The organism is Bradyrhizobium sp. cir1 (assembly GCF_014198245.1).
Lineage (GTDB): Bacteria > Pseudomonadota > Alphaproteobacteria > Rhizobiales > Xanthobacteraceae > Bradyrhizobium.
The window spans coordinates 1-15,343 of record NZ_JACIHE010000001.1 but is presented as its reverse complement, the minus strand read 5'-3'; the positions used below and the strand labels follow the sequence as shown (position 1 = coordinate 15,343).

Below are 15,343 nucleotides of genomic sequence, written 5' to 3'. Positions count from 1 at the left end.
GGTTCGACCATTTCCGACAGGAGCTATTGGCCTAATGAGGCCAGGCAAACCACGCAATCCAGAGCGTTTGTCCTACCGCAAGGCCCGTATTCTGCGTTGGCCTATGATCCGCAAGTTCCTGCGCCGCCCGCCACCGCGCCGACGGTCGACGCATCCAGATGGCGTTATCAGGGAGGCCCCAAATCCCATTAGGATTGCGCAATAACATGGTACTCCGCGATCGCTCGAAACGGTTAACCACCAGCGCTCCCTGCTCTCACACTTGTGAAGCGGGGGACTTTCCAGTGTTGCCACCGTGTGAGAGTGTCGCACCATGATGGCTCGTCGCATCCTCAGGCTTGTTCTCGCGGTCCTCGTGACCGCGGGGCTGATGGCTGCGCCGCTGGTGACACCACCAGCAGCGGCGGAACCTCTGATGGCGAGCGACATGCAGATGACCGACGCGCAGGACATGTCGGCCGACATGCCGTGCTGCCCCGACGAGCAGAACAGCAAGCAGTGCCAGGACTGCCCGCTCCTCGCGATCTGCATGCTGAAGGTGTTGCAGTCCGGGCCTGCGGTCGCAACCGCAATCCGCTATGCGCGTCCTCTCGCGCTGCTTCGGCCGCTCGATGATGCCATCGTCGACGGCCTCGTCCGCCCACCTCCGGACCACCCACCTCGATCGATCGTCTGACAGGCGCCTGGGCGCCTGGTGAACATGCGTGCCGCAACCGGCGCGCATCGCTGCCTGCCGTCCGCAACACGTCACGTCGTTGCGTGCGGCTCCCATCAGACCCATCGAGGAATTGAAAACATGACAACCTCCAACCTCGCGCGTGCCGCCATGGCCGCGCTGATCGCCACCACGTTCGCGACTGCCGCGCGCGCCGAGATCAAGAACTACGAATTCCAGCTCGTGCAGCCGACCGTCAAGGCCGGCGCCGATCGCATCGTGACGGTGCGGCTGGTCGACAAGACCTCCGGCAAGACGGTGCCTGATGCCGTGGTGTTCGCCAGCCGGCTCGACATGGCGCCCGACGGGATGCAGGAGATGGCCACCAAGGTCACGCCGGTGCCGGGCAGCGAGCCCGGCACCTACCGTTTCAAGGCGACCTTCGGCATGGCCGGACGCTGGCAGCTTTCGCTCGGCGCCAAGGTGCAGGGCGAAAGCGGCACGGTCGACAACAAGCTCGTCGTCACGGCCGAGCAATGAGCAGGAGCCGCCTTATCGGCAGTGCCGCTGCGGTTGTCGCAGCGGCAGGCGTCGCGCTGTTCGCCGGCAGCCGGCTGCCGCCGAACGACGATCCAGTCTTGTCCGCCGCCAACGCGGCGGATGCGCCCGCCCCGCTCTATTACCAGGACCCGGACGGCAAGCCGCTCTATTCGCCGACGCCGAAGAAGACCGACGACGGCCGCGACTATGTCGCCGTGCCGGCGCCGTCCGACGCCTCCGACCAGCCGGCAACGATGAGCACAGCCGAGCACGGGACTGAGCACAAGGGCGATCGCAAGATCAAATATTACCGCAACCCGATGGGCCTGCCCGACACCTCGCCGGTGCCGAAGAAGGACTCGATGGGGATGGACTACATCCCCGTCTATGAGGGCGACGACATCGACGACGGCTCGGTGAAGCTGTCGCCCGGCAAGATCCAGCGCAGCGGCGTCAAGTCCGAGCCGGCCGAACTGCGCCGGCTGCGGATGCTGGTGCGCGCGCCCGGCACGATCCAGCTCGACGAGCGCCGGATCTCGGTGATTGCCATGCGCGCCGAGAGTTTTGTGCAGAAGGTCGCCGACGTCACCACCGGAAGCCGCGTGACCAGGGGGCAGCCGTTGATGGAGATCTACAGTCCGGCGGTGTCGTCCGCGGCGGCCGAATATCTTGCCACCATCACCTCGAAGACCACCGCAGGCATCGAGCCCTACGGCCGGGGCTCGCGGCAGCGGCTGGTTAACCTCGACGTCCCCGAGCCCGTCATCGCCGAGATGGAGAAGAGCCACTCGGTCCCGATCACCATCCAGTGGTCGTCGCCGCGTGACGGCATCGTGCTCCAGCGCAACGCGATCGACGGCATGCGCGCCCAGCCCGGCGACATCCTGTTTCGCATCGCCGACATCTCGCTGGTGTGGGCCACCGTCGACGTCGCCGAGCGCGACCTCGGCGGCATCGCCGTCGACCAGCCCGTGACGGTACGCGCGCGCAGCTATCCAGGCCGGGATTTCAAGGGCCGGATCAGCGTGATCTACCCGCAGCTGAACAAGGAGACGCGCACGGCGCGCTTGCGGATCGAGCTCGCCAACGCCGATCTTGCGCTGCTTCCCGACATGTATGTCGATGCCGAAATCGATACCGGCAATCCGGCGCCGGTGCTCAGCGTCGCCGAAAGCGCGGTGCTCGACACCGGCAGCCGCCAGGCCGTCCTGGTCGACAAGGGACAGGGCCGCTTCGAGCCGCGCGAGGTCAAGCTGGGGCGGCGCGGTGACGGCTATGTCGAGATCCGCGACGGCCTTGTTGAGGGCGACGCCATCGTCACCTCCGCCAACTTCCTGATCGACGCCGAGAGCAACCTCAAGGCAGCCCTCAAGGGGCTCGCCGAAGGCGGCAACGCCCAACCCGCTAATGCTCAAGGCACCAACGCGCAAGGCACTGACGCGCACGCCAGCCACGCGATGGGAGCCAAGCCATGATCGCGCGCATCATCGCCTGGTCGGCACGCAACCTGCTGCTGGTGCTGTTCGGCACCGGGTTTGCCGCAGCCGCCGGCTTCTATGCCCTGCTCCATCTGCCGCTGGACGCCATTCCTGACCTCTCCGACACCCAAGTCATCGTCTACACCGAATATCAGGGACAGGCGCCGCAGGTGATCGAGGACCAGGTCACCTATCCCCTCACCACCGCGATGCTGACGGTGCCGAAGTCGAAAGTGGTGCGCGGCTTCTCCTTCTTCGGCGTCTCCTTCGTCTACGTCATCTTCGAGGACGGCACCGACATCTACTGGGCCCGCTCGCGCGTGCTCGAATTCCTCAACGGCGCCGCCTCCCGACTGCCCGCCGGCGTCACGCCCACGATCGGACCCGACGCCACCGGCGTCGGCTGGGTCTACCAATACGCCGTGATGTCCAAGGAGCTGAACCTTGCGGAAACGCGGACGATCCAGGACTGGAATCTGAAATTCGCGCTCGCCAGGGCGGAAGGGGTTGCTGAGGTCGCCGGCATCGGCGGCTTCGTCAGGCAGTACAACGTCATCCTCGATCCGCAGCGCATGCGCGACCTCGGCATCACCATGCAGAAGATGCGCGAGGCCATCCGCGCCAGCAATGCCGACGTCGGCGGCCGCACCGTCGAGCTGTCCGAGTTCGAATATGTCATCCGCGGCAAGGGCTATCTGAAAAGCGTCGACGACATCGGCAACATCGTGCTGAAGACCGACAACGGAACGCCGGTCAAGCTGCGCGACGTCGCCCGCGTCGAGCTCGGGCCGGACGAGCGGCGCGGCATCGCCGAGCTCAACGGCGAGGGTGAGGTGGCTAGCGGCATCGTGCTGCAGCGCTTCGGCATGAACGCGCTAGACGTGATCGAGAACGTCAAGAAGCGGTTCAAGGAGATCGCGACCAGCCTGCCGAAATCGGTCGAGATCGTCCCGGTCTACGACCGCTCCAACCTGATCAAGGCCGCGATCGACACGCTCCGGCACACGCTGCTCGAGGAGAGCATCGTGGTGGCGCTCGTCTGCATCGTGTTCCTGCTGCATGTCCGTAGCGCGCTGGTCGCCATCCTGATGCTCCCCGTCGGCGTGCTGATGGCCTTCGGGGCCATGAAGCTGCTCGGCATCGGCTCCAACATCATGAGCCTCGGCGGCATTGCGATCGCGATCGGCGCCATGATCGATGCCGCCATCGTCATGATCGAGAACGCGCACAAGCATCTCGAGCGCGCCGAGCCCGGCCAATCCAGGGTCGCGATCCTGATCGAGGCCGCCGCCGAGGTCGGCCCGGCGCTGTTCTTCAGCCTCCTGATCATCACCGTCTCGTTCATGCCGATCTTCACGCTTGAATCGCAGGAAGGCCGGCTGTTCAGCCCGCTCGCCTTCACCAAGACCTTTGCGATGGCGGCGGCAGCCTTGCTGTCGGTGACGCTGGTGCCGGCGCTGATGGTGATCTTCGTCCGCGGCAGGATCATCCCGGAGCACAGGAACCCGATCAACCGCTTCCTGATCTGGATCTACCGGCCGGTGATATCAGGCGTGCTGCGGGCGCGGATCCCGGTGATCCTGCTCGCGCTCGGCGTACTCGCCGCCTCGATCTGGCCGGCCGGCCGGCTCGGCTCCGAGTTCATGCCGAACCTCAACGAAGGCACGCTGCTCTACATGCCGACGACCTTGCCCGGCATTTCCGTGACCAAGGCCGCCGAGTTGATGCAGACCCAGAACCGGATCATCCGCTCGTTTCCGGAAGTCGCCTCGGTCTACGGCAAGGCCGGCCGCGCCGCCACCGCGACCGATCCGGCCCCGTCGGAGATGTTCGAGACCATCGTCGACCTCAAGCCGAAGGAGCAATGGCGCGCCGGCGTGACCATCGACAGCCTGATCGCCGAGATGGACAAGGCGCTGCAGTTCCCCGGCGTCTCCAACGCCTGGACCATGCCGATCAAGGCGCGCATCGACATGCTCTCCACCGGCATCCGCACGCCCGTGGGCGTCAAGGTCATCGGCACCGATCTCGTCGGGATCGACAAGCTCGCCCGGCAGATCGAGCAGGTGCTCAAGGCCGTGCCCGGCACGTCCTCGGCCTATGCCGAGCGCAGCCTCGGCGGCTACTATCTCGAGATCACGCCGGACCGCGAGGCGCTGTCGCGCTATGGCATCGCGGTGCAGGACGTGCAGGACACGATCGCCACCGCGCTCGGCGGCCAGGCCGTGACGACGACGGTCGAGGGCCGGCAGCGCTTCACCGTCAACATGCGCTACCCGCGCGACCTGCGCGACAATCCGAAAGCCATCGCCAGCGACATCCTGGTGCCGATGCCATCAGGCGGCGCCGTCCCGCTCGGCGAGGTCGCCAGCGTCACGCCGGCGCGCGGGCCGACCTCGATCCGGACCGAGAACGGGCAGCTCGCCACCTACATCTATGTCGACATCCGCGACCGCGACCTCGGCGGCTATGTCGCCGATGCGCGGGCAGCGGTGCAGGCGAGCATCCAGTTTCCGCCCGGCTACTACGTGGTCTGGAGCGGACAATACGAATATCTGGAACGTGCCACCGCGCGGCTGAAGATCGTGGTGCCGGTGACGCTGCTGATCATCTTCCTGCTGCTCTATCTCAACTTCCGTTCGATCACCGAGACCATGATCGTGATGCTGTCCCTGCCCTTCGCGCTCGTCGGCGGCTTGTGGCTGATGTGGTGGCTCGGCTTCAACCTCTCGGTCGCGGTCGCCGTCGGCTTCATCGCGCTCGCGGGCGTGGCGGCCGAAACCGGCGTGGTGATGCTGATCTATCTCAACCACGCGCTTGCCGAAACCGAAGCGCGCTGCGCGCGCGCCGGCCGCGTCCTGACCCGCGAGGATCTCGACAAGGCCATCATGGAAGGCGCGGTCGAGCGCGTCCGCCCGAAGATGATGACGGTGGTGGCGATCATGGCCGGCCTGCTGCCGATCATGTGGAGCAGCGGAACGGGATCGGAGATCATGCAGCGCATCGCCGTGCCCATGATCGGCGGCATGATCTCGTCGACGCTACTGACGCTGATCGTGATCCCCGCGATTTTCGGGCTGGTGAAGGGATTTGGGCTGCGCTCAGGCGACGCGGTTGTCGCATCTGAGCAAGTCCGGGAGGCAGCCGAATGAGCTCGGCCATGTCGCGAGCCGGTCGCAGTCGCATGAGACCTGTGCGGCTGCGACGTTGAGTTCCCCCACACGTAACACTATTGCGGGTCGACACTGTTCCCGCTGCCATGCTAGGCCAGCCGGACCGACAGCGAGAGTGAATTCGTGGTGTTGAACCGCCGGCCCTTCAGACTGAGCTCGACGCGCAATTGGCGCGGGCTCGTGGCTGTGGTCGTCGCGGTCTTGTATCTGCTCTCGGGCGCGCTTCATGGCGCCCATGACATCGATGTGACCAGCCCCTCCGGCGGCTCGGAGATCGCCTCGATCCTCGGCGACGGCCCGGCCGGCCATGGCGACCACAAGGCGCTCGCCGGCCATCACTGCCACGGCTGCTTCTCCGTCGCCGCGGTACAGCCGGTGCAGTCGGACGCCGCGGCCGACGTGATGGGCCCGCCGGTCCCGCAGCGGCAGCCGTCGCTTGCCGGCATCGCGCCCGATACCGACTCCCCGCCTCCAAAACACCTGACCTGAACGGATCAGCCGGGCGCCGCGCGCGCCCATCGGTTCTTCTTCACGGGTCTTTTTCATGTTTCGCAGACGAACGGCTGCGCGCATCGCGTGCGCGCTGGCTATTCTCATCAGCCCGCCCCTGGCGCTTACCTCCCACGCCCAGACGCTGACCATGCGCGCGGCGCTCTCGCGCGCGCTGGCCGCGAGCCCACGCCTGACGGCGGCGGAGCGCGATGTCGGCATCGCCACGGGTCAGCGCATCCAGGCGGGCGCGCTGCTCAATCCGGAATTGTCGTACGAGCAGGACAACTCGTTCGGCTCCGGCATCTATCGCGGCACCAGGTCGGCCGAGACGACGCTCCAGATCAGCCAGGCCTTTGAGCTGTTCGGCAAGCGCGACGCCAGGATCGCCGCCGGACAGGCCGGCATCGAGGTCGCCGCGATCCAGCGCAAGGCGGTCAGGCTGGAGGTGCTGTCGGAGACCGCGATCGCCTTCCTCAGCGTGCTCGGCGCACAGCGGCGGATCCAGATCCTCGACGAGCAGATTACCGCGATCGACCAGTTGACGCCGCTGCTCCGCCGCCGCGTCGAAGCCGGCGCCTCCTCGCCGGCCGAAACCGGCCGCGCCGAGGTCGCCTCCGCGCTGGTGAAGGCCGACCGCGAACGCCTCAAGGCGACGCTGGCGAGCGCCAGGCGCGAGCTTGCGGTGCTGATGGGCGATCCCTCGGCGAAATTCGGCGAGGTCTCCGGCCGGCTCGACACCACCGGGCGCCCGCCCACGTTCCAGTCGGTGGTCACCGCCATCGACGCCAATCCGCAACTGGTGCGCTGGACCGCCGTCTATGCCCAGCGCAATGCCGAGTTGCTGATGGCCCGGCTCAAACCCTATCCAGACGTGCGGATCGCTGCGGGCTGGCGTCATTTCAACGAGACCAATGACGACGCGGCACGCCTCACCGTCTCGGTGCCGATCCCCGTGTTCGACCAGAACCAGGGCAACATCCTCTCCGCGCAGGAGAGCCTCGCCAAGACCAAAGCCGAGCGCGAGGCCAACCGCAACACGCTGATCGTGATTGCCGGCCGCGCCTACGACTCGCTGCAGGGCTCGCTGCGCGAGCTCACGGTGCTGCGCGAGACCGCCATCCCCAAGGCCGTCGAGGCGTCCGAGGCGATCTCGCAAGGTTACGGCCAGGGCCGCTTCACCCTGCTCGAGGTGCTCGACGCTCAGGCGAGCGTCACCCAGGCGCGGCTGCGCGAGCAGGAGGCGTTGCAGAATTTCCATGCCGGCGTTGCGACCATCGAAGGCCTCGTCGGCAATCCCTTTGCGCTGGCCCGGGAGAGCGCGCGATGAAGACATCCTCCACCATCCTCGTCGCCATCATTGCGGCCGCGCTCGGTGCTTACGGCTACTCCCTGCTTGCCCCAGTCAAAAGCGCGCCGACGGAGCATGCCGCTGACAAGAAGCCGGAGAAACCGAACGACCATGTCGAGCAGGACGAGCACGGCGCCGACCGCATCCGCATCTCGGACGTCAAGCTGGCGGCCGCCGGCGTGACGCTGGAAGAGGCCGCGAGCGCGACGCTGACCGACACGCTGTCGTTCAACGGCATCCTGCGCGCCAACCAGGAGGCGGTCGTTCAGGTCACTCCCCGCTTTCCCGGAATTGCAAAATCGATCCAGAAACGGATCGGCGACAAGGTCGCCAAGGACGACCTGCTGGCGGCGATCGAGAGCAACCAGAGCCTCACGGTCTACGAGCTGAAGGCGCCGCTCGCCGGCACCGTGATCGAGCGGCAGATCTCGCTCGGCGAATATGCTTCAGAGCAGAAGCCGGCTTTCGTCGTCGCCGATCTCTCCACCATCTGGGTCGATCTGTCGATCTACCGGCAGGATTTGAAGCGCGTCCGCATCACCGACGAAGTTCTGATCGACCCCGACGACGGCCGCGGCGAGATCAAGGGCACGATCACCTACATGGCGCCGATCGGCTCGAGCGAGACCCAGACCGCGCTGGCCCGCGTGGTGCTGCCCAATCCCGACGGCCGCCTGCGCCCCGGTCTGTTCGTCACGGCACGCCTGATCCTCGCCGCCCGCAATGTCGCGGTCGCCGTGCGCCGAAGCGCGATCCAGACGCTGGAGAACAAGACCATCGTGTTCGTCCGCGAGGACGGCGACAAGATCGAGGCGCGCCCGGTGGAGCTTGGCGATGCCGACCCGAAATTCGTCGAGATCCGCGCCGGCCTTTCAACCGGCGAGCGCTACGTCGCCGAGAACAGCTTTGTGGTCAAGGCGGAGATGGGCAAGGGAGATGCCGATCATGATTGACGCCCTCCTCGCCTTCTCCGTCCGCCAGCGCTGGCTGGTGGTCCTGCTCGCCCTCGCGGCCGGTGCCCTTGGCGCCTGGAATTTCACGCGCCTGCCGATCGACGCCGTCCCCGACGTGACCAATGTCCAGGTCCAGATCAACACCCGCGCGCCGGGCCTGTCGCCGCTCGAGGCCGAGCAGCGCATCACCTTCCCGCTCGAGACCGCAATGGGCGGCCTGCCCAGGCTCGACTACACCCGCTCAATCTCGCGCTACGGCCTGAGTCAGGTTACCGTCGTGTTCCAGGACGGCACCGACATCTATTTCGCGCGCCAGCTCGTGAACGAGCGCATCCAGCAGGCGAAGGAGCAGCTTCCTGCAGGCACCGAGGTCGCTATGGGGCCGATCTCGACCGGGCTCGGCGAGATCTATGTCTACTCGGTCGAGGCCAAGGCGGGCGCGAAGTCGCCGACGGGGGTCGAATTCACGCCGACGGAGCTGCGCACCATCCAGGACTGGATCATCAAGCCGCAGCTGCGCACCATTCCAGGCGTGGTCGAGGTCAACTCGATCGGCGGCTATGAGCGGCAATTCCACGTGCTGCCGATCCCGGGCCGACTGATGGCCTACAAGCTCGGCTTCCGCGACATCATGACGGCGCTGGCCGCCAACAATGCCAATGTCGGCGCCGGCTATATCGAGCGCAACGGCGAGCAATATCTCGTTCGCGCGCCCGGTCAGGTCGCCAATATCGAGGACATCAGGGACATCGTGATCGGCTCGCGCGGCGGCGTGCCGGTGCGCATCCGCGACGTCGCCGACGTCCAGGAAGGTCAGGATCTGCGCAGTGGCGCGGCCTCGACGAATGGCAGCGAGACCGTGCTCGGCACCGCCATGCTGCTGATCGGCGAGAACAGCCGGACTGTGGCCCAGCGCGTGAAGGCCAGGCTTAGCGAGATCGCGAAATCGCTCCCCGACGGCGTGATCGCGCGTGCCGTCTACGACCGCACGAACCTGGTGGAAGCCACCATCCAGACCGTCGAGAAGAACCTCATCGAGGGCGCGGCGCTGGTGATCGCGGTGCTGTTCCTGATCCTCGGCAACATCCGCGCCGCGCTGATCACCGCCTGCGTCATCCCTCTGTCGATGTTGTTCACGATCACGGGCATGGTCGAGAGCAAGGTCAGCGCCAACCTGATGAGTCTGGGCGCGATCGACTTCGGCATCATCGTCGATGGCGCGGTCATCATCGTCGAGAACTGCCTGCGGCTGCTCGCCGCCGAGCAGCACCGCCGGGGCCGGCTGCTGACGCTGGACGAACGCCTGCAGACCATCCGCACTGGTGCCAGCGAGGTCATCAAGCCGAGCCTGTTCGGCACGCTGATCATCGCCGTGGTCTACCTGCCGGTGCTCACCCTGACCGGGACCGAAGGCAAGATGTTCACGCCGATGGCGCTGACCGTGCTGATGGCGCTCGCCGGCGCGGCGCTGCTGTCGGTCACCTTCGTTCCGGCCGCGGTTGCCATCTTCGTCACCGGCAAGGTCTCGGAGAAGGAGAACGTCTTCATGCGGGCGGCCAAGCGGTTCTATGTGCCGCTGCTCGACCGCGCGATCCGCTATCGCGGCAGTGTCGCGCTCGGCGCAGTGCTGATCGTCGCCGGCAGCATCTTTGCCGCAACGCGCATGAGCGGCGAGTTCATTCCGAGCCTCGACGAAGGCGACATCACCATCGAGACCATCCGGATTCCCGGCACCAGCCTGACCCAGAGCGCCGACATGCAGCTACGGCTGGAGAAGGCGGTCAAGCAGGTGCCGGAGGTCGCGACCATCTTCTCCAGGATCGGCACCGCCGAGATCGCCAACGACCCGATGCCGCCGAATGTCGCGGACACCTATGTCACGCTGAAGCCGCGCGAGGAATGGCCCGACCCGGCCAAGCCGAAGGACGAGGTCGTGGCCGAGCTCGAACGTGCCGCCAATACCCTGCCCGGCACCGCCTATGGCATGACCCAGCCGATCCAGATGCGCTTCAACGAGCTCATCGCCGGCATTCGCAGCGACGTCGGCGTCAAGATCTTCGGCGACGATCTCGACGTGCTTGCAGGCATCGCCCAGCAGGTCAACGGCGTCGTGCGCGGCATCGAGGGCGCCGCCGACGTCAAGACCGAGCAGATCGCGGGCCTGCCGATCCTCACCGTCAAGCTCGACCGCCAGGCGCTGTCGCGCTATGGCCTCAGCCTCAGCGAGGTGCAAAACCTCGTCGAGATCGCGATCGGCGGCAAGCCGGTCGGCAAGCTGTTCGAGGGCGACCGGCGCTTCGACATCGTGGTGCGGCTGCCGGAAAGCCTGCGTGCCAACCCCGATACGATCAAGTCGCTGCCGATCCCGCTGCCGCCGGGCGAGGACGTCGCGGCCGTCACGAAAACCGCCTGGCCGGGGACATCAGGGACGACGCCGCGCTACGTGCCGCTCTCGTCCGTTGCGGCGATCGAGATCACGCCGGGCCCCAACCAGATCAGCCGCGAGAACGGCAAGCGCCGCGTCGTGGTGATGGCCAACGTCCGCGGACGCGATTTGCGCTCCTTCGTCGCCGAGACGCAAGCGGCCGTCGCCGAGAAGGTCAAGCTGCCGCCGGGCTACTGGATCGGCTGGGGCGGCCAGTTCGAGCAGCTGGTCTCCGCCACCAAACGGCTAACCATCGTGGTGCCGGTGGCGCTGCTGCTGGTGTTTTTGCTGCTGTTCATGGGCATGGGATCGGCGGCCGATGCGGCGCTGGTGTTCTCCGGCGTGCCGCTGGCGCTGACCGGCGGCGTCGCGGCGCTGCTGCTGCGCGGCATTCCGCTGTCGATCAGCGCCGGGGTCGGCTTCATCGCGCTGTCGGGCGTCGCCGTGCTCAACGGCCTCGTCATCATCGCCTTCATCGAGCGGCTGCGCAGCGAGGGGCGGCCCATTGCGGAGGCGGTGCGCGAGGGCGCGCTGACACGCCTTCGCCCGGTGCTGATGACGGCCCTCGTCGCCTCGCTCGGCTTCGTGCCGATGGCGCTCGCCACCGGCGCCGGCGCCGAGATGCAGCGGCCGCTCGCAACCGTCGTGATCGGCGGCATCATCTCCTCGACCGTGCTGACGCTCTTGGTCCTGCCGGCGCTCTACCTGCTGTTCCGGCGTGACGGCGCGCACGAAACGCCTAGAATAGCGCCTGATTTGGCGGCGTCCGGGGAGCGCTAGATTTGGGCAGCCACGACCATCACGGCCATCACCATCATGACCATGCCGGCCATTCGCATGATCACGGCCATGGTCACGACCACAGCCATAGTCATGTCCATGCGCCCGCCAGCTTCGGCAAAGCATTTGCCATCGGCATCACCCTCAACACCGCGCTGGTCGTGGCCCAGGCGGTCTATGGCTATATCGGCAACTCCACTGCCCTGCTCGCGGATGCTGGCCACAATCTTTCCGACGTGCTCGGCCTCGTCGTTGCCTGGGGCGCCTCGATCGCGGCGCGGCGCGCGCCGAGCGGCCGCTTCACCTACGGCCTGCGCGCCTCCACCATCCTGGCGGCGCTGGCGAATGCAGTATTGCTGCTGGTTGCGACCGGCGCGATCGGCTGGGAAGCGATTTTGCGCCTGCGCGAGCCGGAGCCGATCGCGGGCGTCACGGTGATGGTGGTCGCCGGCATCGGCATCCTCATCAACGGTTTCACCGCCATGCTGTTCGCGCGCGGACGGAAGGACGACATCAACATCGAAGGCGCGTACTTGCACATGGCGGCGGATGCCGCCGTCTCGCTCGGCGTCGTCGTCTCGGCCGCGCTGATCGTCTGGACCGGTTGGCTCTGGCTCGATCCCGTCACCGGCCTCGTCATCTGCGCCACCATCCTCTGGAGCACCACCAGCCTCTTGCGCGGCTCGATCGACATGTCGATGGCGGCCGCGCCCAAGGGCACCGACCTCGCCGCGATCAGGGCGCTCCTGCTGGCGCGCCCGGGCGTGTCCGCGATCCACGATCTCCACGTCTGGCCGATCTCGACCACCGAGACGGCGCTGACCTGCCATCTCGTCATGCCCGACGGGGCCGGCGATGCGTTCCTGATGGAGACCGCGCGGATGCTCAAGGCATCCTTCCGCATCGGCCACACCACACTTCAGGTCGAGACGCATCCCGACAATGGCTGCGCGCTGGCGCCGGATGATGTGGTGTGAGGGCTCACAGGTCCATCCACGTCGTCATTGCGAGCGTAGCGAAACAATCCAGACTGTCTCCGCGGAAACGGTCTGCATTGCTTCGTCGCAAGCGCTCCTCGCAATGACGGCGTGGTGAGAGCGGCGCCTACCCCGCCTTCGCCGTCACGATCCAGATTGCGCCCTGCAGCGCCACGTTCTGCCCCTTCAGGAACGGCGCGAGCACCTCGCGGATCGAGGCTTTGGCGGCCTCATAGGTTTCCGGCGGATGGCCCTGCAGCGCACGGCTCGCCGGGCCGATCTGGAGCGAGCCCTCGACGGCGGCGTCGAGGCCGCCGCCGATCGCGATATCCATCGCCAGATTGAGCGGCTCCATTGCGACGTCCACGAAGCCGGCACCCTCAAGGATGCGCACCACGCGCTCTTCGGATGCGAAGGCGAACGGGCCCGGCTCCTCCGGCCCAACCGGCGGCATCTTCGGCACGTGCTTATAGACCGCCATCAGCGGCGCCATCATCCAGGGATTTTCCTTCGGCTCGCGCCAGCAGACGAAGGCGAGCCGCCCGGTGGGTTTCAGTGCACGGCGGAGATTGGCGAAGGACGCGACGGGATCGGCAAAGAACATGACGCCGAAGCGCGAGGCCAGGAGGTCAAAGCTCGCCGGCTCGAACGGATGCACCGTCGCATCCGCCAGCACGAAATCGAGCGGCAGCCCCTTTGGCGCCAGCACCCGCGCCTGCGACAGCATCGGCTCGGACACATCGAGCCCGAGCGCGAAGCCATCAGGCGCCACCGCCTTTGCGAACGCCACCGTCGCCGCACCGGAGCCGCAGCCGACATCGATCACGCGCTCGCCCGGACTTGGTCCGGCGCGGTCGATCAGCACATCGGCGATCGGCCCGAGCAGCTTCTCCTGCACCGCATGCCGGTCGGCCCAGCGCTGCCCGCTAGGGCCATTCCAATAGGCGATCTGGTCGGCGTTTTGCTCGTGTCCGCTTGGCTGTTGCATAATGTCCCCGATCGTTCCCGTCCGCGCGATGCCCGCCGCCACCCCGGTCGGGTCGCATGCACCGGCATAGCGGCGATATCACGTCGGGATGCTTGGCGCACTCTTTCCGGAACCAACGCCAGTTGCCGGCTGCGCTCCGGCCTACGCCCGCGCGGCCGCCTGTGACGTTGGCAGCAACGTAGAAATCTGCAATTGACCGCCGCTTGCCAGCCAGGCCAGTCGCAATGGTGGGCGGTCACGGAGTCGAACCGCGGACCCTCGCGGTGTAAACGAGATGCTCTAACCAGCTGAGCTAACCCCTTGCCTTAGACATCACCGGAGCCCGCGCAGCGCGTCTCATCTGTGCACACTACGGCCGCATTGGTTTCACCGAACGGCCGCATCGGAACCAGATGCCAACCAGATTTCGTCGATAGGTTTCGCCGTTCCTCAAACCGGAAAGGCATGACCATGCGCAGCTTCACGGCATCCGTCATCGTTGCAGCTCTCTCCCTCGGAACACCTGCTCTGGTGCAGGCGCAGGGCGCATCGTCGCAACCCGGCACGGAACAGCCGTCCACACAGTCCAGCACGGTGATCCGGAGCATACAGGTTGTGGACGTCAAGGAATTGCAGCCGGCCGTGCGCGCGAAGGTCGATGAACTCGTGGCGCACACAAGCGATGAAGACATCCAGTCGCTCCGGAAGTCCATCGACGCCACACCGCAGGCCGCCTCCGTGCTCAAGGCCAAGGGCTTGAGCTCGTCACAGGTCGTCGCGATCAACATCGCCGACGGTGTCCTGACGATGTTCACCAAGACGGCCTGACGTGGAACTCCAGGCCGAGGCACCGCACAGCGGCGGCGAGCACCATTGCCGCCTCCTTGGTCGGACGACGCGAAACGCGCTTGCGAAAGTGAGTTCCCCCTGCAGCGGGCTCGTCGCAGGGCTGCTCGTGTCCGGTCTGAAAACCCTGACCGAGCCGCAAATTGGGGCCAGCTCGCGGCGCGCTCGCCCCTTGCTCCTCCCCCCGCCGGAGCGCTAAAGAGGCGCCGTGGGGCGGTTAGCTCAGCTGGTTAGAGCATCTCGTTTACACCGAGAGGGTCCGCGGTTCGAATCCGTGACCGCCCACCAGCCTTCGCTCTGTCCGGCCCGGAGACATGGGTAACGAAACGTACCTAAGAGATGGGTGACAACCTCGTGCCGATCGGGTTGTCGCGGGGTTTCAAAGTCGTCTGCTCCAAGTTCGCTTCAAATTGAGGCCGATGGCCTGCAATCTGCTGCATTTCAGCGTGACGCATTCATGGCACGGCTATTTTTGCTCGGCTCGCGCTATCGCCGTCAACCCCGCGCGTGCCGCGCCCCTTCGGGCTCCGGGGGTTGACCGCGACAGCGGAGCCAAGCAAGTGGCCTTCCATGCCAAGAATGCACAAGAGCGCGTCTCCGTCAGGGCGCCGTGGTCGTGGCTGAGACATCGGTGATGGGCTTCGGACCGAACGGGTTGTCGAGAGGTTGCAAGGTCTTCTGTTCGAGATCGAAATAGCCGAGATCGTAA

At 66.5% G+C, this 15,343-nt stretch carries 11 protein-coding genes and 2 tRNA genes; 11 read left to right on the top strand and 2 right to left on the bottom strand.

Annotated elements, in window-relative coordinates; translation table 11 throughout:
• The first annotated feature begins 313 nt into the window (after window positions 1-313).
• The 9 genes from GGD63_RS00065 (at window position 314) to GGD63_RS00025 (ending at window position 12,821) form a co-directional block, all read left to right on the top strand.
• A complete protein-coding gene (locus tag GGD63_RS00065; RefSeq protein ID WP_183238888.1) occupies window positions 314-676 on the top strand; it encodes a hypothetical protein in 363 nt (120 codons plus the stop codon).
• 120 nt (window positions 677-796) lie between these two features.
• Complete coding sequence (locus tag GGD63_RS00060; protein WP_183238887.1) at window positions 797-1,195, top strand: FixH family protein; 399 nt, start codon at window positions 797-799, stop codon at window positions 1,193-1,195.
• Window positions 1,192-2,670 carry an efflux RND transporter periplasmic adaptor subunit gene (locus GGD63_RS00055; RefSeq protein WP_183238886.1) on the top strand — a complete coding sequence of 493 codons (1,479 nt, stop codon included), beginning with the start codon at window positions 1,192-1,194 and terminating at the stop codon, window positions 2,668-2,670. Before GGD63_RS00060 ends, GGD63_RS00055 begins: the two co-directional genes overlap by 4 nt.
• On the top strand, window positions 2,667-5,825 hold the full coding sequence (locus tag GGD63_RS00050) for an efflux RND transporter permease subunit (RefSeq protein WP_183238885.1): 3,159 nt from the start codon (window positions 2,667-2,669) through the stop codon (window positions 5,823-5,825). Before GGD63_RS00055 ends, GGD63_RS00050 begins: the two co-directional genes overlap by 4 nt.
• A gap of 144 nt (window positions 5,826-5,969) precedes the next feature.
• Window positions 5,970-6,335 (top strand): hypothetical protein, encoded by a 366-nt coding sequence (locus tag GGD63_RS00045; RefSeq protein WP_183238884.1) that lies wholly within the window; start codon window positions 5,970-5,972, stop codon window positions 6,333-6,335.
• A 55-nt stretch (window positions 6,336-6,390) separates the two neighbouring features.
• Complete coding sequence (ihpA, locus tag GGD63_RS00040) at window positions 6,391-7,665, top strand: divalent metal ion exporter subunit IhpA (RefSeq protein WP_183238883.1); 1,275 nt, start codon at window positions 6,391-6,393, stop codon at window positions 7,663-7,665.
• Entirely contained in the window at window positions 7,662-8,639 is a 978-nt protein-coding gene (gene ihpB, locus GGD63_RS00035) for a divalent metal ion exporter adaptor subunit IhpB (RefSeq protein WP_183238882.1), read from the top strand. The genes ihpA and ihpB overlap by 4 nt, the downstream gene beginning before the upstream one ends.
• Window positions 8,632-11,844, top strand: a complete 3,213-nt coding sequence (gene ihpC / locus GGD63_RS00030; RefSeq protein WP_183238881.1) for a divalent metal ion exporter subunit IhpC — start codon at window positions 8,632-8,634, stop codon at window positions 11,842-11,844. The genes ihpB and ihpC overlap by 8 nt, the downstream gene beginning before the upstream one ends.
• A gap of 2 nt (window positions 11,845-11,846) precedes the next feature.
• Window positions 11,847-12,821, top strand: coding sequence for a cation diffusion facilitator family transporter (locus GGD63_RS00025; protein ID WP_183238880.1), 975 nt, complete (start codon window positions 11,847-11,849; stop codon window positions 12,819-12,821).
• Window positions 12,822-12,948: 127 nt separating this feature from the next.
• Here the strand turns inward: GGD63_RS00025 and GGD63_RS00020 are convergent, their stop codons facing one another.
• Entirely contained in the window at window positions 12,949-13,809 is an 861-nt protein-coding gene (locus GGD63_RS00020) for a class I SAM-dependent methyltransferase (protein ID WP_183238879.1), read from the bottom strand.
• Window positions 13,810-14,034: 225 nt separating this feature from the next.
• Window positions 14,035-14,108, bottom strand: a tRNA-Val gene (locus GGD63_RS00015).
• Between the two features lie 145 nt (window positions 14,109-14,253).
• Between GGD63_RS00015 and GGD63_RS00010 the strand changes: the two genes are divergently transcribed.
• A complete protein-coding gene (locus GGD63_RS00010) occupies window positions 14,254-14,616 on the top strand; it encodes a hypothetical protein (RefSeq protein ID WP_183238878.1) in 363 nt (120 codons plus the stop codon).
• A 229-nt stretch (window positions 14,617-14,845) separates the two neighbouring features.
• Window positions 14,846-14,922, top strand: a tRNA-Val gene (locus GGD63_RS00005).
• The last annotated feature ends 421 nt before the right edge of the window (window positions 14,923-15,343 follow it).